This window comes from Ferruginibacter sp. (assembly GCF_028288465.1).
Lineage (GTDB): Bacteria > Bacteroidota > Bacteroidia > Chitinophagales > Chitinophagaceae > Ferruginibacter.
Genome location: NZ_JAQBNR010000019.1, coordinates 31939 through 52617 on the forward strand (window position 1 = coordinate 31939; position 20679 = coordinate 52617).

The window sequence follows — 20679 nt, forward strand, 5'->3', positions numbered from 1 at the left end:
CCTGAACTAAAAGTTGAATCAATTTATTCGGCGCCATCCGTCTTTGCTCTTTCTATGGCATATGCTCCTACATTTTTCCCTACTGTTAAGCCAACGGAACAATCGCTGCGAAAGTGAATACCGCCGTACATTCTTGACATAGAAGCTTCCTGCGCCATCGCTTCATAAGCGGTTGCCCTTTCTGGAATGATATGCCCCAGTATGGCCGCCGCGGCACCGCTAAAAGTAGAGTGGCCTGAAATATAAGAAGGGAAGTTAGGTATCCCTGTAAGTGTTTTTATTGCCGGGTTCAATTGTGTCGGCCGTGGGTTGTAATAATAATTTTTTGTATCCCAGCAAACAATGGCGGCATCCATTAGCGACATGTTAAGTAATGCCATATTTCTTGCCCAACGAACTTCACTAAAACCTTTTGCAATAAAATCTTCAGCAGCTATGGCATCCCAGTGGCCTGGAGGAGTGGATGTAGCGACCCCATCAGCCCAGAACTGAACAATGGCGGTTCTTTCGCGTGTTGGGGTTTTTACCATCTGGTAAATCTCTTCTGTTTCATCTTTCATTTGCTTGCTGCCAACAGCGGGTGGCGGCGCCGGGCGCAATGATAACGCAGTTAAAGAATCAAATAAAAAAGCTTTTGTTTTTCCAAAAACAGGCAGCATGGGCGGCCGTTTTGGAATTTCCAGGCTATACCAGGGGGTTTCGCCCCTTGCCATACAATCCGTTTCGAGCTTTGCCCAAATGGTGGGCGTACCTACTGCAGCACCCGCCCTGTCGCCTCGTGCCCTCGCTGTAAATTTTTGTGCTACTGCTTTGCCCAAAGCCTCACCTGCTTCGATGTCGCTGCGTACATTGGCGCCGGCAATAATTCTTGCTCTTCTGTGTTCTGCTGCTTTTTGTTGTATATAATCCTGGTCTCCGGGAAAAAGTAGTTTCAGCATTTCAACCGCTGTACCTTCTACTACCGCATCTTCGGATGGATAAGACGGCAACTCTGACTTTGGAACCAATACCTGTAAAGTAGCATCCACTTTATACGGTGCCGCACGGTTAAATTGTTTTTTATAATACCAGGCAGTTACCAAAGCATCGTATTGGGCTGCACTTACATAAGCATAGGCCCTTGCTGCATAAGGCGGATTACTGAATGGAAATTGCGGGTATGCCAGTGGATTGGCGGCACTTGGAATAGGGTAGGTACCATCGGGGTTTTGATAAGGAGGCAGGTTGTGTTTGGCTACCAGTTCCCTTAAAATTTCGTTCCAGCGCAGTATAGCGCCGGCACTCCAATACTTTACCATCTTTTTTTCTTCCGGCGTAATATTGGCCTGGGCGCTTTTTATTTCATTGATCTGCGCAATGTAATCAGGAGTGTTTGTGGCGATAGGAGTTGCTACCACGATATCTGTCGGTGCAGCCAGCAGCACGGGTTTCCACGTGCCTGCATTCGAATCAATGTTGGTTGGTGCCAGGGCAGGTGCATTGTCTGTTCTGCCCACGATATCTTTATTGCATGCTATAATGATTGCTGCCGCAGCAACCACAATACAAACCTGGTACAAAAATAATTTCTTGTTCATGTTAATTTGTTTTACCTGATTTATCAGTTGATGTTGTTTTGCGTGTAAAGTCGAGGATATAAAAAACGGAGCCGTAAAAAGCAGTTGCCTGCCCAACATTCCTTCCGGCAACAGTTGTATTACCACCGCCTACCAATGATAAATTGTGATTTGCTGTAACAACATATTTAACATTGGCACCTATGGTGGTGGCATTCATTTTATTGCTGGGGAAAGGCATATTATTCCTGGTGATATCAAAACCGCCAAGCGTGGTCCATTTGTTCAGCACGGCTTCTGCAATTAATTTACTGCTGCGGTAACCAGCTCTGAAATTAAAGTTGGAAGCATCGGGCATTGACACTTCATTGGTGAGATGCGACTGCGTATCATAGTAAGATGTGCGGTCCAATTTTGTGTTATCTCTTACCACATAAGTAGCACTGCCGGTAACAAAAATGTTGTTTACCTGGTAGTCCAGCAGCAATCTTGCAGAAAGTGTTTTGCTGTGCAGCCCGATTGACAGGGGAAGAAAATCAACCACATAATTACTGAGCGGTATAGATGCGCCCCCAATGGTGTACAAAGAAAATGTGCCAGGGCCGAGCATCTGCTCAACTGGCATCCATTTTATAAACAGGCTTAGATCCTGAAAGCCCTGCATGCTATGCAGTGTGCCGTCTGAGGCTTTTGTTTTGATATAGGGAACATTAAATAAAGCATTTAGTTTTCCGGTAATGCCGTATGCGCCCATTACTGCAAAAGTATTCGTGCTTACTGTGCCAAGGTTTTGATTGTCTCTTTTTAGAGTTCCTTCCCAATAATTTTTCCAACTGCTATGGTTGTACATTGGTCCTACGCAAAACTGCTTTTTCTCCATCATAATGGCATCCAAATCTGTTTGCGCCTTGCTCATTAAAGGCAAGCCTGTTACAGCTATTGCGATTGATAAAATCGATAACAAGTATTTCATATCCAATTTTTATAGTTCTTTTTTAATTTGATAAAAGCGGGAATTGTCATTTAGAATTTCACACTAAAACCAAGGTTAACCACATAATCTGCGAAGGCGGCGTCGCCCTGTACATGTTTATTTTGTGTAACGCTGTTTTCTTTATCTGTTACGCTTTGTGTTCTGTTGCGGGCAACAGCAAAGGGTACAGAAACAAAGAAGTTTAGTTTATGCACCATGTAAGCAACGGCTGGTTCTACTGACCATATATAGCCTGGTCTGCGAAAATCGCCGCTGCCGCCAATCAGGTCATGCACTGGTACACATTCTAATTTGGCACCGGCCGCCACAGTTAATCCGTGCAAGCTGTTGATTGAATAATTAAAACCACTTCTGAACATATATTGATCCGGCACACTGCAAATGGCTTCGTTGGCTAAAGACGCCACCAATGTTTCACGATAAGTTCTTACGCCATTCTGTTCCCTGGGATTAATCAGGTAATAGAAATTGCCATACATACCAAAATTGCGGGTGAAATTATAATAGGCATTTAGTTCAGTTGTAAAGCCGGTGCCACCATCGCCCAATTGTATGGACTGATCTACTGTGCGCAGTTCTTTTGTTCCGTTAGGCCCTACATTATACCAGTAATCTTTAAAATTGTCATCACCTGTTGGCAGCTTAATTCCCAACCCTGCCTGGATATTTCCCTTGGTACTTTTCTTTGGATCAAGCAACCATCTGTAGGCAGCAAAACGCATATCACCCAGGCCAAAAGAGTGTGTAGTGTGTCTTTCCTTTTTTATGTAAGCGCCGTTTACAAGCCCATGTTCATACAGGGATGAACGTGCATTCGACAAAATAGGCAGGTCAACCATAAAAGACCAGCGGTCATTTACTATGCGTGTTAATGCAAGATCAATACTTGTCTGGTGATTGATTACTTCGCTCCCATCTACCAGTCTTTGCTTATTTTCAGTAGTGCCGGAAAAATGGCGAAAAGACCTGAAGGAGCGGGATGTGGTACTTAATAACCAGGAAGCTTTATCATGTTCGTCAGGATGCAGCATATTGATGTTGCCTGTACTGCGAACTGCAACGCAGCCCTGCGCCGATGTTTGAATATAAAAGCCTGCAATCAACAGGATAGATAAAATGTACTTCATAATAATTTTTTTTAGTAGTTAGTTTTTAAGAATGGTTTATGTTTAAGTCAATAGAATGAATAGCGGCCCTATTTTTCAATGCGGAGCAGTAAATAAAAAGATAAGGCGTGTGAAAATTAATATACCCCAATGCAGGGCTTCATTAATTTTACAAAGTCTTATGTCGCTGGTTTAAAAAAGGGTGTTCTGGTTAAGCGTGTTTTTTATTTTTTGCAAACCTGTAAGAATAACCAAGGCTGATGGAATAATCTGCAAAAGCAGCATCGCCTTGTACATGAACCAATTTACTTACGTCGCTGATTTTTGAATTTTGCAGATTTTGGTCTGCCTTATCAGCGGCGCTCTGTGTACGGTTTTTAATGAAGTTATATGGAACAAATAGACTAATGCTGTGTTGACCCATGCGGTAAGAAACACCGGATTCAATAGCTACTACATAACCTGGTCTGCGGTATGCTACCTGGCCGCCGATTATATCATACGCAGGAATGCCTTCCATCCTGGTTGCCAATGAAAAAGTGAGTGTTTTAGCCTTTAAAACAGAAGCCATAAAGCCGGCACGAACAAAATACTGATCAGGACAGGCGTAAATGTTGTAACCTGCCAAACCTGGTTTTGCCGCAGATTTAAATGTGCCGTTTGACTCCCTTGGGTTAAACAAATAATAGCCATTTGCAAAGCCATAAATGTCTTTGTAGATTTTTGTAAATCCCTGGAATTCCAAAGAAAATCCTACGCCACCATCGCCCGGTTGTATTGCCTGATCGTTGATTGAACTTTTAGTGGTGCCATCTTTTTGCAGTGCATTGTCGCTGGTATTATGGCTACCAGTTGCCAGTTTCAAACCAAAGCCAATCATCAGGTTTCCTGTGTGTGCAACTGCAGGATCAGTAACCCAATAGTTAAGTCCCAAACGGGCATCAGCAATTCCTTGCGCAAATACACTGTAACGGGTTAGTTTTTTTGAAGCCGAATCTTTATTCAGCGTTAGCGTTTGAGAGCGCTCATTGTGCACATACGGTAGTGTCACATTTAACTGTAAACGATTGGTTAAACCGTAAGACAAATTAAGATCCACCGCATGAGAATAAATATTAACCGCATTGCCCAATACCTGGCGCTGAGGCTGTTCATCTGTGCCTACAAAATGCCGCCAGCTGTGAAAGTAACGGTAGTTGGTTCCAACCTGGAAATCGCCTTTGGAAAGATTGTATGAGCCTGATGGAGACATGGCGCCCAGCCCGCCCATCTGGCGTACGGCTACGCAGCCCTGCGCTGTTGATTGTAAATGAATAGTGGTGGTTAATAATAAAGCTATAATAAAAATAGATATGATCTGTTTCATGTTTGATTTTTGAGTAGTGAATTTTTTGGATGCCATGTACAACTCCAATCAATGCTAACAGGTGACTACACCTGGCAATATTAATTGCTAACTAACCGGCACAGGTTGTTATTTTTTCATTTTCAATTTACCGTTAATGAAGTCGCCTACTTGTTTGCCCACGGCATTGCTTACGATGCAGGATGGGTGAAAATGAATGCCGCCGTAAAACCTGGCTGAGTTATTTTCCAGTGCCGCCTGCCTGAAAGAAGTAAACTTGCGGTTTTGAATTCCAAACTCAAGCTCCGTGCTATCTGTGTAGGCAAAATTATCACCGTAAATATCAGTTAATGCTTCCGCTGCCGCTGATGAAATGGTTGAATGTCCGCAGGTATATTCCGGAAAAGCCGGTGTTTGTAAATAAGGTCTCCAGTTGGGATCAATGTATTTGTTGATCACTGTTTCAGGACGCACTGTATTGTACGTATACTTCACCTGCCAACATTGAATGAATGCATCAAATAAGGCAATGGAAGTTTTGGCGTATGCATACACCGTTTCATCGTAACTGGATTTAGCTTGTTTAGCCGCAATGCCAATTATACTCATCCAGTGACCTGAGGGAGAAAACTTTTTTGTACCGAACATTACATGACCAGAAACATTGAGTTTAAAAGGATTATCATCCCAAAAGTCAGCTATATGCTTTTGTTCATCGGTTAAGCTGTCTATTGCATTTTTGATTGCCATTAACTGCCCGTAATACTTACTCTTTTTATCGGTAATATCAAAAGGGATAGGCGGCGGTGTTAAAAACTGGTTGGCACTGTCGATAGCCATGGTCCTTATTTCCATCCAGTGAGGTTCTGCGGCCTGCGCATACATGGGCGGCGTAGGAACCCAGCGGCCGGGTTCATCTCTTACGGTGTATTTTTCAGCGCTTCTTGTTTCAGCATAATTATCTTTTTTACTCCATCTTATGATACTTGCGCTCATACTGTCTGCAAATGTCTGTGATGCAGTTTCAATATTTTCCGGCAAACCTTTATCTCGTGCCAGTTTCAAAATACTGTCTTTATATTCCTGCATACTTCCTTCCGGAAATGTAACCGCTTCACCAACTTTAATATAAGCTAATAATGCAGCCAGCTCAAAATCAACCGGCGTATTGGCTGCTGGGTTAGCTACCGCAGTAAGCCCGTGTACCTGCCCCACCAGTGACTGGTATTTTTTTGGGTAGCCCGCTGCGATTACTTCGTACGCTGCTATTGCGCCATAAGTGTAATTGCGTGCGGCAATCATTGGTGGAAAATTGTTTCCCATTACAACACCATTCAGTTCATGTACTGTGTTGGAAAACAACTGTGGGTCATGCAGGTACGCTTTATACTCGATGTTTTGCTTGCAGGAATACAATGATGCTACAATGCAAAGACATACAAAAAGTCTTCTCATCTTTTGTTGTTATAGTAAATGGACAGTATCAGCAACGTATAAATAATCGCTGAAATTAAGTAACTATACTGTGAAAGAAGTACTTGCCTGCGGAGGTTTAATCAGTTGCAGGATGTGAGCGGAACTGTTATCCAATGAAGGTTTGATAGCATAGACCAGGGGGTCGGCTATAAACGAAATACATTTCCAGGAGATAATATCATTTGTAAAATCAGATGCGGCAAACTTCACCATGCCGGAAGTTTTGCCCGGCATTTTTTTAGCATCACTGCTGCCATTGACATCATTTATTTTTCCAAAATAATCGTTTGATTTTTGTTGCAGGTCATTTTTTTCTGCATGGCGGATGCATTGTAAATACATGGTATCATTCGCTACTTTACGTTGAACGTACATGTATGTTTCTCCATCCACTGTAATTTCGCCATTGATTCTTTCAAAACTGGCCCAGGTATTCTGGTAAGGTAAGTTGATGGGAATTTTTAAAGTAAACAGGTCCTGCTCGTTAAAATTATTCTTATCCAGTGCGGCTTCCAGCCTGTTATCGGCCTGTTGCATGGCGATGCTGAACCACAGTTTATATCCAATGGTGTTGAATACAAACAGCATTAAAAGTAGTATGGCAGCAGTTTTACGCATTGTTTGGAAAAGTGAAAATAATGAAAATTCTTATTGGTGGCGCATTTGGTGCGATTTATTTTTATTCACTGCAGAAAAAAGCGCAGTTTTTACTTATTGATATATGTTTTTTTATCCACTCCAATACCGGTTAGGGTTACACTTTTCCAATTGGGGGGTAACGCGGTTTTAATTTGAACAATGCCTTTCGGGGTAATTTCAAGTCCGCCAAAACCCATCAGCACACTTTGCAAAATGCCGCCGGCACCGGTAGCAAAATAGGGATTGGTGCCACCCTTGGTTTCAGCGATTACCCTGAGTGGCGGGTTTAGGTTAGGCAGGTAAGCATCCTGGAAAAAATGGTAAGCTTTGGGGCCATCACCCAGCCTTGAATACAACAAAGTAAACACGCCTTGCGTCATTGCGGGTGTGCCTTCGTTGGGCACTCTTGTTTCATAATACTCCAGGTCTTTCCTGATTTGTTTAACATCTGTAATTTCTTTTAAAGGATAAGCAAGCAGGTTTACATCGGCCTGTTTAATGCCTTCGCCATTGTAAGAACCATGTTCCCTTGTAACACCATTGTCCATTTTCAAAATGGGAATGTTATTGGCCACGTTCATCCAGTTTGCGTCTGGTTTTAAGCCTAATAAAACAGCCGCTTCTGTGGCATGTTGCAATACCGCTTTGGCGGCTGCATTGGTAAAAGCATCGTTGTCAATATTTTCAGCCCATTCATCAGAAGCTACCACATTTTTAATTTCATATTTGCCCGGCCCGTTTCTTTCCACACGGCTTGCCCAAAACAGGGCGGTTTCTTTTAGTATTGGATATCCCTTTTCACGCAGCCAGTCCTTATCCTGCGTTACACAATAATAGTTCCATGCGGCGATGCCAACACATGCGGTAATATGATGTTCAAACGGACCGCTCAATGCCCAAACGGGTGTTTCTTCTACGCCGGTGCCCGCACTTTCCCAGGGAAACATGGCACCTTTAAAACCATGGTTAAAAGCGTTTTGTTTGGCTGCACCCAGTCGCTGAAACCTGTATTCCACAAGGCTTTTAGCCATTTCTGGATGCAGGACTAAGATGGCGGGATACATCCACAACTCCGTATCCCAGAACACGTGACCATTGTAGCCTAGTCCGCTTAAACCCATAGGTGAAGGACTTAAAGCCGTACCTTCCCGTACAAAAGAATATAGGTGATACATCATGCTGTGTATATCCTGTTGCGCCTGCGGATCACCGTCGATGGTGATGTCACTTTTCCAGATTTCATCCCATGCTTTGTTGTGAAATGCAATCAACCTGTCCCTGCCTTCTAATTTCGCTGTGATGGTCATTCGCTCTGCTTCGTTCAACGGGTCGTCATGGTGCGCAGAAGTGATGGAGGAACCGGCGATAGAAAAATGATAGGTTTCACCCGCTTTTATTTTCTTGGTAAACTTCATCAGGTGCATGTTATTGTCCCACATTTCGTGAATTACCCTTGGTTCTTCGCCATGCTTTTCAGTGAATAAAAAAGTATTGCTGGCACACATCAATAATTTACCCGTAGGGCTTTTAGCGGTGGAAGTCAGCAGGCTGATGACCACGTGCGGCCGGTCAATTTCATTATAATAATTCTGTACTTCCTTTAAGGCATCTGGCGCTTCCATCACGCTGGCGCTGTTAATTGTAATATCTTTTTTCGCAGTAACAGTAACATCCATTAAAACCGTAAATGGCAGCTGGCGCAATGAATAATAGGTATAACTAACATCTGCCTTATCACCATAATTAAAACGGGTTGTGAAACTGGCGTGATGCATATCCAGCTGTTGTTTCATGTTGGCTGCATCAGCGCTGCCAATGCGTTTTCCATCCACTTCCAGGTACATATTGAGCAGGTTAAAACTTCTTAAAAAATTACTCACCCGGCCCCGGCCATACAGGTCGTAAGCGCCGGCCAGTACTACATCTTTTACCTTAAAAGGCTCTGGTGAAGACACAATGCCAATCATACCGTTGGCAACCGTAATTCCATAATAATTTGCGGGGTCTATTTTAGTGGCAGTGATGTTCCATGGATCCTGTGCGGTGATGGTTAACGTAAATAACAGGAATAAGGCGGTGGCTAATAAATGCTTTTGTATCATGGCAGCAATTGACTTGTTGGTAAGAATTTTTAAAAATAAACATTACAGCACAAAATTGATGATATAATTTTTTTGATCACACGCTCAATCGCAGAAATATTTTTAGCCGCATCGAAAGACAAAACAACTCGTCATTTTATATCCACAACACTTTGTTAGAAAACATAAAATCCTGGGCGGCCACTGTAGCATAATTTTCCCGTACAGGAGTGTAGCCATTGTTTTATAAGGCAAAAATTAACTGGCAACCTATTTGTTTTCTGCAATGGAAAAACTACCGGGATGGCTAAAAAATTTTCTTTTAAAGGATTGATAGAAATATTTAAAAATGCTTTTAGTGGCTTTGGAGATGATAAAGTAATGAAACTAAGCGGTTCGCTGGCTTACTACACCGTTTTTTCAATGGCTCCTTTGCTCATTGTTATTATTTCTTTGTGTGGTATGTTTTTAGGGAGGGAAGCGGTTGAGGGAAAAATTTACGGGCAGCTGGCAGGTTTTGTGGGCTCCGATACGGCAGTGCAGTTACAGGATATGATAAAGAATGCATCGCTGGCCGGCAAAAGCAAATTAGCCGCGATTGTTGGCACGGTAACGTTGGTACTGGGGGCTACATCAATTTTTGCAGAAATCCAGGATTCCATCAACAGTATTTGGGGCCTTAAACCAAAGCCCAAGAGAGGCTGGTTGAAGATGATACAAAACAGGCTGCTTTCTTTTTCCGTTATTATTAGTCTAGGCTTTTTGTTGCTTGTTTCACTCTCCATCAGTTCCATTATTGATGGTTTCAGCGAGAGGCTTACCAATCAATTTCCCGGTGTGGCTGTTATTGTATTTTATATCATCAATGTATTGATCACTTTTAGTGTTACAACACTCATTTTCGGCGTTATATTCAGAGTATTGCCTGATGCCGATATTCAATGGAAAGATGTGCTGGCTGGTGCCATGGCTACCGCATTTTTGTTTATGCTGGGGAAATTTGGTATTTCTTTTTACATCAGCAAAAGCCATGTGGGCAGCACTTATGGTGCCGCTGGCTCACTGGTAGTTTTATTATTGTGGATTTATTATTCTTCATTGATACTCTATTTTGGTGCAGAACTTACTAAGGCTTATGCCGTAAAGTATGGATCACCTATTCACCCAAACCAGTATGCGGTAACAACCAAAATCGTAGAAGTTGAGACAGGCCATCAAAGTATTCAATCCAAGGAAAATATGACAATGGAAACCAATCACGGCGAGGTGACAAATAACAAAAAATAATTGTCAGCAATTTGATCAACAATTTTTGTACAACTTACAAGTTTGTAATTTGATTTTTAAACTCCTTTCTTCACATGTGCCGGCAAATACCAATCAAATAAAAGTCTTTTTATTCTTCATTAAAAAGAATGAATTTTATCAGTACTAACCATTTTGCTCACTTTTATTTTTTTGTACTGAAAAAGATAGCACCTGATAAATGGAAGCATTTTTTTGTAGGCATTCCCCTGGGTGCATCGCTGCAAATAATCTGCTTATCAGCATTTCCAAAACATACCTGGCCGGATACCGCAGCCAGTTTTGTGATATTATTTGCAGGGTGTTACGCTTTTGAACTATACTCGTTAATTACCGGAAAAGGACATTACGAATTGCCGGATGTATGGGCAGGCGTATTGGGAGGATGTATTGGTATCGGAGTCGTCTTGCTTTTTTGTCTGTTTGGGTAAAACTAAAATGTGCAGATTGATTTACAACCTGCACATTTAAAATCCTGTGAATAAAAAAATTGTTTTACACTTTGATCGTTTTCCATTTCCCTTTTCTGAAGTAAAAATAACCAGCCAGTGTGATGGCAGTCTCAGCAACGGGTATTGCAATAAAAACGCCTAAAGGTCCCCATTCAAAATATTTAGCCAGCATATACGCCAATGGAATCTGGATTAACCAGAAGCCGCAAAAGTTAATAATGGTAGGCGTCCATGTATCGCCGGCACCGTTAAACGTATTCATCATCACCATACCTATGCCGTAAAAAACATAGCCCGATGCAATGATACGCCCTGCCTGCGTTGCCACTTTCCGGATGGCTTCATCTGCTGTAAAAAATGACACAAGGTAATTTCCCATCACCCAGAAAATGACAGTTACTACGGCCATAAAAATTACATTATAGTAAATGGTTTTCTTCACAGATTCTTCTGCCCGCTGCAATTGTTTGGCACCCAGGTTTTGGCCTACCAGCGTTGCAGCAGAATTACTGAGGCCCCATGCCGGCAATAAAAAAAACATCATCAAACGCAGCGCTGTCTGGTAACCTGCCGAGCCGGTTTCTCCGCCTGTTGTAGCTACCAGCTGTGCTAAAAAAATCCAGCTGCAGCTGCCTATAATAAATTGCAAAATACCCGGCGCCGCAATTTTTACAAGCGAACCAATCACCGCCCAGTCTGGTTCCCAGTGATCTTCCTTAATTTTTAACTGGCTGTCTCCGTTTATCAAATGATACAACTGGTACACGACCCCGCTGCCACGGCCAATCACCGTAGCCCAGGCGGCGCCTTCCAAACCCAATGCGGGTATTGGTCCAAGTCCGTTGATGAGGATAGGGCATAAAATAATATTGCAGATGTTGGCCAGCCACAAACTCTTCATCGCCATGGCTGCATTGCCTGCGCCGCGAAAAATACCGTTGATTAAAAAGAGCAGCATGATCACAATGCTGGCGCCCATCATTATGCGGACAAAGCCTGTCCCCTTTAAAACAGTGTCGGCAGATGCACCCATCCAGCGCAAAATATCAGCGGCAAAAACCCAGCCCCCGATGCTGATTAATACGGTTACAGCAAGTGCAACCACTATGGCTTGTATGCCCGCATGTGCAGCAGCTTCCGGATTTTTTTCACCAATACGGCGGGCCACTACTGCGGTGGCAGCCATGCTCATGCCAATGGCCAGGGAATAAATAATGGTGAGTACAGATTCTGTAAGGCCAACAGTTTGTATGGCATGACTGGCATCTTTCAGGTGGCCGACAAAATAAAGGTCAACCACTGCAAATACGCTCTCCATGCACATTTCCAGCATCATGGGTATGGCCAGCATCAGCACGGCTTTCCGCAGGCTGCCGGAGGTATAATCCATTTCGTGCCCGTTGATGGCCTGTTTTAGTAAGGTAAAATAATAAGATAGTTTATTGGCAGGTATGGCTTGTTCCATTTTGTAAAGTAGATTTAGATGTAGATGAAATGTAAGGCACAGCCAAGGGATGAGCTGTTAATTTTTGCCGGTAAAAAAGAGGTTCTTAGCAGATTACAGAACCCGGAACCATTTTCATAAACTTAAATTGAGATTATAAAAATAGGGATTTAGTTTTTAAAAACAATCATCTTGAAAATAATTGAGTACAGAATTATCTCATGGTTGCCATACAGGTGACCTAATTTTACAACGGCTATTTATTAAGAAATGAAAATACAATACTGTTCTGATCTTCACCTGGAGTTTATACAGAATAACAAGTTTATAAAAAAACATCCGTTAAAACCTGCGGGAGATATATTGGTAATGGCCGGTGATATAGTGCCTTTTGCAATAATCGAAGAACAGCATGAATTTTTTAATTACCTGGCTGATAACTTTGAAACAACCTATTGGGTTCCCGGAAATCATGAGTATTATTATTGGGACATCAGTACAAAAAGCGGCACTATCAATGAAGCTATTCGAAGCAATGTTTTTTTAGTCAATAATCAAACGATACAAACGAATAAGGCAAGATTAATCTTTTCAACATTGTGGTCTGCTATATCAACAGATGCAGCTTTTTTTATTCAAAGGAGGATGGCTGATTTTAGTGCTATCAACTTTGGCGAAAGGGTTTTCACTCCTGATGATTATAACACACTGCATGGCCAATGCAAAAATTTTATTGAGCATGAATTAGCGATTAAAGCAGATACCGCCACCATGGTAATCACCCATCATGTTCCAACATTTTTACAGTACCCGGCAAAATATAAAAGAGATGTTTTGAATGAAGCCTTTGCAACCGAACTGCATACATTGATTGAACAGTCAGGCATTGATTACTGGTTGTATGGCCACCACCATTTTAATACGCCTGCATTTAACATTGGCAAAACCAAACTCATCACCAACCAGCTTGGCTATATTAAATTCAGGGAAAATGCAGGTTTCAAAAATGATGCAGTGATTGAGATTGTATAAACAATTGGCAAAGAATTATTTCTTTGTGTTATTGTGTTGTAAAAATTTTACCGTTACCATCAATTGACCCACATGCCGCATGGTATGTTCTGCGCCATGCACCAGCAAACCAATTACAGTTGAAGGCAACTGCTTTCGTCCCACACCTCTAAAGGCAGTAAGTATTTTTTCATCTGTATTTTTTAACTGCGCAATTGCCTCATCTACCTGCTGATTAAAACGGGTTAACAGTGCGTTGGTATCAACACCTGTTTGAGGGGCGATGTCTTCAGCATGCAATTGCTCCAGTTGATGAGCAGTCAATGCTTCGCCGCGTGCATAAGTAAATACCCTGTCCAGGACGCCGGATAAATGCTGTAAATGAAATCCAGGAGACGCAACGCCGGCGGGCCTTTCCCATAACAGGCTGTCCGGAAAATGTTGCAACAGTACGGCCAATTCTTCTCTGGCCTGCAACAGCGCATGTGCAACAGGTTGCAGTAAAGGAGGCACATCTGGTACAGGGCCCCGTTGCCAAACCTCTAAATTTTGATCTGCCATATTTTGTAAAAATTATTTTATCAATCCGAAATAAAGAGGTTATTGTGGTCCAAAAAAACAGGGTATTTTGAATTACCAAAATACCCTGTTGCAAATATATATATACTAAAAAGAAACTGTCTTTAAGAATGTGAAATGGCCATCCACTGTGGCATTCTATCTGTTATACTTTTTTTAATGCCAGATAATTTATTCACCAGTGCTGTTCTGTTATTGACATGTTCCACCCTGAAGTTTTTAGAAAGAATGGGTATAACTGGCGCAACTTTTTCAGGATGCACTTTTGATGGCCTTGCTTCTGCCTTAAGCCATTCTTTTAATTCTGCATCTTTTATACCGGCAATATTGCAGGCCTTATCAAAGTCTGTATGCATACCAAAACCTTCCAGCATGGCCGGTGCATCTTTTACTTCAGTGTAACGGATATATTTCTTTACAAAAAAATAAAGGCTGTTATTAATCGTCCGGGTATAGGCGCTGTAATAATGTTCCATACAAGTATTTTTTAAAATTTACGGTATTTACCGGTGTTTGTATTTAAGATAATTTCCCGGTTTTCAGTGCAGATAGTGGAACAAGTTAAAGTATGGTACCAATGTGCATTTCGCACTAAATCAGAAACAGCAATAACGGATGATTTTTAAACAGGATAGGAATAAATCAAAAAAAGTATAGAAGGATTTTATAAACTAATGTGCATTTGCCGTGCCAGTTATTGGCGTTCGCAAGATGTTGGACAAAATGACTGGTGTAAAGTTTAAATCTAAATTGGAATGGCTGGTTGTTAAACGGATGTTGGAGTCAGGGTACGTAGAAGCATTGTAAAACTACAGCTTTTTTTTTAATTACCAATTTTAAGTTTCAGGATACAGCGCAAACTACCTCTTTATAAAGTTCATGATGATACAAAAAGAAATTTGTATAACTGTTTAAGGGCAAAGCATATTCGCTTATCATCTTAGTATTACATTTGTTCAATAAACCATATAACATGCCTTTTATAGAATTAGAGAACCTGCCTGAAAAAGAAATTTTTCCGGGTTTTACCGCACGGGGAATCCATACAGGTACCATGAGTTTTATTTACTGGGATGTGAAGGCCGGGGCCGAAGTGCCGGAGCATCAACACCTGCACGAACAGGTGGCCAATGTATTAAAAGGCAGATTTGAATTAACGATAAATGGAGAAACAACAATTTTAGAACCCGGTACTGTCGCTGTAATTCCGTCTTATGCGGTACATAGTGGCAGGGCCATTACGGCCTGCGAATTGCTGGATGTTTTTACACCGGAAAGAGAAGATTATAAATTTTAAACATGAACCTTAACCTGATTAATAAAACTGCTCTTGTTTGCGGAGGCTCGCAAGGACTTGGACTAGCAACAGCTAAAGAACTTGCCTTACTGGGTGCAACAGTTATTATCGCAAGCCGTACAGAAAATAAATTAGTGGAAGCCCTTCAACAACTGGATAGCACCGCAGGCCAGCGACATCATTACCTGGTGACAGATCTCACTGATCCTGAAAAAGCAAAAGCCGTTGTGGAAGAATGGATGCATCAACATGGAACGATACATATCTTAATCAATAACGCAGGCGGACCGCCGTCGGGGCCTATGATTGATACTAATGCTGCAGACCTTGAAAAAGCTTTTCTGTCACATGTTGTAAGCAGTCATTTACTGGCGCAACTATTGGTGCCGGGTATGCAGCAGGCTGGATATGGGCGCATCATCAATATTGTTTCTACCGCTGTTAAACAACCCATCAATGGGCTGGGGATTTCAAATAGCATTCGGGCGGCAGTGGCCAACTGGGCAAAAACACTGGCCAATGAAATTGCCCACTCCGGCATTACGGTCAACAATGTTTTACCGGGTTACACCAATACCGACCGGTTGAAATATCTTTTTGAAAAGCAAGCCAGTAACCAAGGTTTGACGATAGCCGATATTGAAAAAAATATTGTGCACAGCATTCCGGCAAAACGCCTGGGGCAACCCGAAGAATTTGGAGCCGTCGCGGCTTTTTTATGTACGCCTGCGGCAGCTTATATCAACGGCGTAAATATCCCGGTTGACGGCGGAAGAACCGGCAGTTTGTAACCAACTGCCAAAAAACAATACAGCATATTTTAATAAACCAAGTTATTTTAAACCAGTTCTTTTATGGCATATTTATACAAACCAGATTTAAAAATTGGATGGATTGTCGGCACCCTGTTGCTCATTTTACCAGCAGCATTTTCGCAACAAAAAAGCCAGACAATTTTTACCATTAACTTAAACGACACCGTACAAAAAATCAGGAACATTGGGGCATCGGCCTGTTGGTTTGGAGAAGAGATTGGGAAGAAATGGCCGGCAGCTGAAAAGGCAGTCATCACGGAACGCCTGTTTAGCCGTGGCTTTGAAAAGAATGGTCAGCCCAAAGGCATTGGCCTTTCTGCCTTTCGATTTAATATCGGCGCCGGTACTGCCGAGCAGGGAGACAGCAGCGGGATCAGTGATCCTGCACGCCGGGTAGAGTGTTTCCTTTCGCCGCAAGGTAAATACGACTGGAGCAAACAACAGGGATACACCTGGTTGCTAAAACAGGCAAAAGAATATGGGGTAAAAGATTTGATTGCATTTGTAAACAGTCCACCTGTTCAGTTTACAAAAAACGGCCTGGGGTATAAACTACAGAAAGACTTTATAAGTAATTTAAAAGAAGATCAATATACAAACTACACTAATTTTTTAGCAACCGTCATTCAGCACTTTGATAAGATCAACTGCCATTTCAATTACATCAGCCCGGTAAACGAGCCGCAATGGGATTGGAGCGGGGAGTATGGCAAGGCAAAGCAGGAAGGATCTCCATGGACAAACGAAGAAATTTATAAAGTGGTGAAATCACTGAACAATAGTTTGCAGCAAAAAAAGTTGAGCACAAAAATAATTACTACCGAAGCTGCCATGTTATCCAATCTGTATGATTCCAACGCAAAGGCTTCCCGGCAAATTGCCCATTTTTGGAACCCCAAAAGCGATTTGTTCATTGGTAATTTAAGCCATACTACACCCTTTGTTGAAGGCCATGGATATTTTACAGATGAAGGTGATGAAAACCTGTTGGGTGCTAGAAAAAAACTGAGAGATACTTTAAAAAAATATGATCCACGCCTGGAATACTGGCAATCGGAATATTGCATGCTTGGAGATGGATATAAAGAAAAAGCCATGACTGAAAAAAGAAGTGCTATGGATTGCGCTCTTTTTTTAGCGAAAGTAATTCACCAGGATTTTACAGCAGGCAATGCTACTGCCTGGCATTATTGGAATGCTTTTGAACCGGGCGCTGCCGACAGCAATACAAGGTATTACCTGATAGCACTGAAAGAACCAAAAGATACAACTGCAAAGCTGTATAGCGTAACCAAAAACTTATGGGCGCTGGGGCATTACAGTTTATTTGTGCGCCCGGGCATGTACCGGCTGCAAACCAGTCGAAGTGATGGTTTAAGCGATATTGCCGCTGCACAGCAGGTAATGGTATCTTCCTTTAAAGATGCTAAAACATTGGTGGTAAATGTGATCAATTATACGATAGAAAACACCATTGCCGGTTTCGCATTGCAGGGTTTACCAAAGGCTGCAAAACCAAGGTTGATCAAACGGTATATAACATCAGCGGGTGCCGGAGAAGATATGATGCCCTACCCCGTTGCAAACACAGCAGATGAAAAATCGGCCAATAGCTATGACATTATATTGCCGGCCAGGTCAATCACTACTCTCTTATTTTCTTTATAGTTAATGTCCGTACTTTAAGGTAAATAAAACCAGCCTAGATTTATGGCATGTGAAGTGATGTAAAAAAACCAAAACAAATTTTGATGATTGAGAAGGATATAAACGGGGAGAAAACGGTAGATGTTATTTTAATTGGTGCCGGTATTATGAGCGCTACCCTGGGAATGATGATAAAAGAATTGATGCCGCAAGCCAGCATTGAAATTTTTGAAAGGCTGGATATGGTGGCCGGAGAAAGTTCAGATGCATGGAACAATGCAGGTACGGGTCATGCAGCCTTATGCGAATTGAATTATACACCCGAAAAAGAAGACGGCACCATCGATTGCAAAAAGGCCCTCGCCATCAACGAAGCGTTTGATATCAGCCGGCAGTTTTGGTCCTGGATGGTAGAACAGCAAATCATCCAACCCGGGTTTATAAACAGTGTACCGCACATGAGTTTTGTATGGGGCGAAGACAATGTTACTTATCTTAAAAAAAGATACGAAGCACTTACGCAATATCATCCCTATAAAAAAATGCAGTATAGTGAAGATGCTGCTCAACTAAAAAAATGGATGCCGCTTGTAATGGAAGGCAGAGAGCCTTCGCAAAAAATAGCGGCTACCTATATGGACATCGGCACCGATGTAAATTTTGGCGAGCTCACCCGTGCTATGATTACGCACCTGCAACAGCGGGATAATGTAACCCTGCACCTGAAGCATGAAGTACGGGATATTGAAAGGGCCGAAAACGATCAATGGCGTATTTCTGTAAAAGACCTGGCTACAAAAGATTCACGTGAACTGAATGCCAAATTTGTTTTTATTGGCGCAGGCGGCGGCTCGTTGTGGTTGCTGGAAAAGTCGGGTATACCTGAAGGCAAAGGTTTTGGAGGTTTTCCGGTGGGTGGGCAATGGCTGCGTTGTACCAATGACGCTGTGATTGAAAGACACGGAGCAAAAGTGTATGGTAAAGCGCCGGAAGGAGCACCGCCCATGTCGGTACCGCATTTGGATACTCGCCTGATTGAAGGAAAAAAAGCATTGTTGTTCGGACCCTATGCCGGTTTCAGCACCAAGTTTTTAAAGAATGGATCTTATCTTGATCTGCCCCTGTCGGTTAAGTTCAGCAACATAGTGCCGATGATTTCGGTGGGCCTAAAAAATATTCCTTTAACAAGATATCTTATCCACGAAGTATTACAAACACCGGAAGATAAATTAAAATCACTCCAACAGTTTTTACCTGAAGCGAAGCTGGAAGACTGGGATTTGGAAATTGCAGGTCAGCGGGTACAGGTAATAAAAAAAGATAAGGAAGAAGGGGGTGTACTGGAGTTTGGAACTGAAGTAGTGGCAGCTGCTGATGGCTCCCTGGCTGCGCTGTTGGGTGCTTCGCCGGGAGCATCTACATCGGTGTCTATTATGCTTGGTTTAATTGAACGTTGTTTTCCGGAGAAAATAAAATCATCCGAATGGCAATCAATCATCAAAAAAATGATACCCTCTTATGGTAGTTCACTGGTAACAAATCCGGACCTCTGTGATGCCATCAGGGCAAAAACAAGTGCTGTATTGGGATTGGTAAATTAAAGCAGTTTAAAAGCCATCCAAACAATATTATATTACTGTGTTATTTTGCAAGGCTAAAATTTTCTGAATAAAAAATCTTGAATAATCCTCAATACACAACCAACGTTTTAATTGCAGGTGCAGGGCCCGGCGGAGCAAGCACTTCTATTTTTCTTACAAAGGAAAAAATCAACCACATTATTATTGACAAAGCTATTTTTCCGAGAGATAAAATTTGTGGCGATGCATTAAGTGGCAAATCTGTCGGCATGTTAAAACGCATTACACCCGCCTGGCAGGATTATTTTTTAGCAGATAAAAACAAAGCCATTGTTTGCACCGGCATCCAATTTATTGCGCCCAGTAATGCCACACTCAATGTGCCTTTTTTACTAAATGATACCGGCCGGCAAGACCCGCCGGGCTTTGTAAGCAAGCGCATTGATTTTGATAATACGCTGGCAGGTTTAATTAAAAGTCCATACGCTACATGGTTTACTGAAACAATACTTGAAGACATCGAAGAACAGGAAGGTGGTTTACTCGTAACCGTAAAACAGGGCAACGAACGTAAACAGATATTTACCAAAATGATTGTGGGTGCCGAAGGCAGGGGTAGCATCGTGGCGAAAAAAATGGCCAATCAAAAAATGGAGCCTGAACATTACAGTGCAGGTATTCGTGGCTATTATAAAAACGTAGGCGGGCTGCATGCCAAAAATTATATTGAGCTGCATTTTTTAAAAGAATTTCAGCCAGGTTATTTATGGATTTTTCCATTGGCAAACGGTGCCGCCAATGTGGGTGTGGGCATGCTCAGCAAAAACATTTCACTGAAAAAAGTTAACCTGAAACAATTGATGCTGGATGCCATTCAAACACATCCCAATTTAAAAGACCGGTTTAAAAATGCAACGCTGGAAGGAGCCATTGAAGGCTGGGGCTTGCCCCTTGGCTCTAAAAAAAGAACACTTAGCGGCAACCGCTTTTTATTAACCGGCGACGCAGCATCACTGATAGATCCGTTTACAGGAGAAGGTATCGGCAATGCAATGGTTTCTGGTTTGGTGGCGTCTAGAGAAATAAAAAAAGCAATAGCCGCAAATGACTTTTCCGCAGCCTTTTTACAGCAATACGACGAAGTCATTTATAAAAAATTATGGGCAGAGCTGAAGCTAAGCCATTACCTGCAAATACTTTCCAGCAAACCCCGCCTGTTTAATTTTGTAATCGGCAAAGCCAGTCGCAGTAAAGAGTTAAGAGAAACGATTAGTTGTATGTTTGAGAATGTAGATATCAGAAAAAAATTTATGAACCCACTATTTTACTTAAAGATTTTATTCAACCGATAG

General features: G+C 42.1%; 18 protein-coding genes. 8 read left to right on the top strand and 10 right to left on the bottom strand.

Annotated features, from left to right (window positions below; translation table 11 throughout):
* Nucleotides 1–23 precede the first annotated feature (23 nt).
* The 7 genes from JWR61_RS08225 to JWR61_RS08255 form a co-directional block, all read right to left on the bottom strand.
* Complete coding sequence (locus JWR61_RS08225; RefSeq protein ID WP_301927364.1) at nucleotides 24–1577, bottom strand: phosphatase PAP2 family protein; 1554 nt, start codon at nucleotides 1575–1577, stop codon at nucleotides 24–26.
* A 1-nt stretch (nucleotide 1578) separates the two neighbouring features.
* Entirely contained in the window at nucleotides 1579–2529 is a 951-nt protein-coding gene (locus JWR61_RS08230; protein WP_301927365.1) for a hypothetical protein, read from the bottom strand.
* A 50-nt stretch (nucleotides 2530–2579) separates the two neighbouring features.
* Nucleotides 2580–3677, bottom strand: coding sequence for a hypothetical protein (locus JWR61_RS08235; RefSeq protein ID WP_301927366.1), 1098 nt, complete (start codon nucleotides 3675–3677; stop codon nucleotides 2580–2582).
* Nucleotides 3678–3867: 190 nt separating this feature from the next.
* Complete coding sequence (locus tag JWR61_RS08240) at nucleotides 3868–5022, bottom strand: hypothetical protein (protein WP_301927367.1); 1155 nt, start codon at nucleotides 5020–5022, stop codon at nucleotides 3868–3870.
* A 108-nt stretch (nucleotides 5023–5130) separates the two neighbouring features.
* Nucleotides 5131–6456: a vanadium-dependent haloperoxidase gene (locus JWR61_RS08245; RefSeq protein ID WP_301927368.1), complete on the bottom strand. Its 1326-nt coding sequence runs from the start codon at nucleotides 6454–6456 to the stop codon at nucleotides 5131–5133.
* 63 nt (nucleotides 6457–6519) lie between these two features.
* Complete coding sequence (locus JWR61_RS08250; RefSeq protein ID WP_301927369.1) at nucleotides 6520–7095, bottom strand: hypothetical protein; 576 nt, start codon at nucleotides 7093–7095, stop codon at nucleotides 6520–6522.
* An 89-nt stretch (nucleotides 7096–7184) separates the two neighbouring features.
* Nucleotides 7185–9218 (bottom strand): glycoside hydrolase family 65 protein, encoded by a 2034-nt coding sequence (locus JWR61_RS08255; RefSeq protein ID WP_301927370.1) that lies wholly within the window; start codon nucleotides 9216–9218, stop codon nucleotides 7185–7187.
* A gap of 282 nt (nucleotides 9219–9500) precedes the next feature.
* Between JWR61_RS08255 and JWR61_RS08260 the strand changes: the two genes are divergently transcribed.
* Together JWR61_RS08260 and JWR61_RS08265 are read left to right on the top strand one after the other, a co-directional pair.
* The gene (locus tag JWR61_RS08260) at nucleotides 9501–10484 is read left to right on the top strand and encodes a YihY/virulence factor BrkB family protein (RefSeq protein WP_301927371.1); all 984 of its coding nucleotides are present in this window, start codon (nucleotides 9501–9503) and stop codon (nucleotides 10482–10484) included.
* 128 nt (nucleotides 10485–10612) lie between these two features.
* Nucleotides 10613–10933 carry a hypothetical protein gene (locus JWR61_RS08265; protein WP_301927372.1) on the top strand — a complete coding sequence of 107 codons (321 nt, stop codon included), beginning with the start codon at nucleotides 10613–10615 and terminating at the stop codon, nucleotides 10931–10933.
* Nucleotides 10934–10997: 64 nt separating this feature from the next.
* Here the strand turns inward: JWR61_RS08265 and JWR61_RS08270 are convergent, their stop codons facing one another.
* On the bottom strand, nucleotides 10998–12419 hold the full coding sequence (locus JWR61_RS08270) for an MATE family efflux transporter (RefSeq protein ID WP_301927373.1): 1422 nt from the start codon (nucleotides 12417–12419) through the stop codon (nucleotides 10998–11000).
* A gap of 249 nt (nucleotides 12420–12668) precedes the next feature.
* On the opposite strand from JWR61_RS08270, the gene JWR61_RS08275 reads away from it, so the two are divergent.
* Entirely contained in the window at nucleotides 12669–13430 is a 762-nt protein-coding gene (locus tag JWR61_RS08275; RefSeq protein WP_301927374.1) for a metallophosphoesterase, read from the top strand.
* 15 nt (nucleotides 13431–13445) lie between these two features.
* Here JWR61_RS08275 and JWR61_RS08280 read toward each other — a convergent pair whose 3' ends face one another.
* Nucleotides 13446–13970 (bottom strand): DinB family protein, encoded by a 525-nt coding sequence (locus tag JWR61_RS08280; protein ID WP_301927375.1) that lies wholly within the window; start codon nucleotides 13968–13970, stop codon nucleotides 13446–13448.
* Between the two features lie 122 nt (nucleotides 13971–14092).
* Complete coding sequence (locus JWR61_RS08285) at nucleotides 14093–14464, bottom strand: hypothetical protein (RefSeq protein WP_290341105.1); 372 nt, start codon at nucleotides 14462–14464, stop codon at nucleotides 14093–14095.
* 497 nt (nucleotides 14465–14961) lie between these two features.
* Between JWR61_RS08285 and JWR61_RS08290 the strand changes: the two genes are divergently transcribed.
* The 5 genes from JWR61_RS08290 to JWR61_RS08310 all read left to right on the top strand — a co-directional run bounded on the left by JWR61_RS08290 (nucleotide 14962) and on the right by JWR61_RS08310 (nucleotide 20679).
* Nucleotides 14962–15285: a cupin domain-containing protein gene (locus tag JWR61_RS08290; RefSeq protein WP_301927377.1), complete on the top strand. Its 324-nt coding sequence runs from the start codon at nucleotides 14962–14964 to the stop codon at nucleotides 15283–15285.
* Between the two features lie 2 nt (nucleotides 15286–15287).
* Nucleotides 15288–16076: an SDR family oxidoreductase gene (locus JWR61_RS08295; protein WP_301927378.1), complete on the top strand. Its 789-nt coding sequence runs from the start codon at nucleotides 15288–15290 to the stop codon at nucleotides 16074–16076.
* A 63-nt stretch (nucleotides 16077–16139) separates the two neighbouring features.
* Complete coding sequence (locus tag JWR61_RS08300; RefSeq protein WP_301927379.1) at nucleotides 16140–17768, top strand: glycoside hydrolase; 1629 nt, start codon at nucleotides 16140–16142, stop codon at nucleotides 17766–17768.
* An 83-nt stretch (nucleotides 17769–17851) separates the two neighbouring features.
* Nucleotides 17852–19348 (top strand): malate:quinone oxidoreductase, encoded by a 1497-nt coding sequence (locus tag JWR61_RS08305; RefSeq protein ID WP_301927380.1) that lies wholly within the window; start codon nucleotides 17852–17854, stop codon nucleotides 19346–19348.
* Between the two features lie 77 nt (nucleotides 19349–19425).
* Entirely contained in the window at nucleotides 19426–20679 is a 1254-nt protein-coding gene (locus JWR61_RS08310; protein WP_301927381.1) for an NAD(P)/FAD-dependent oxidoreductase, read from the top strand.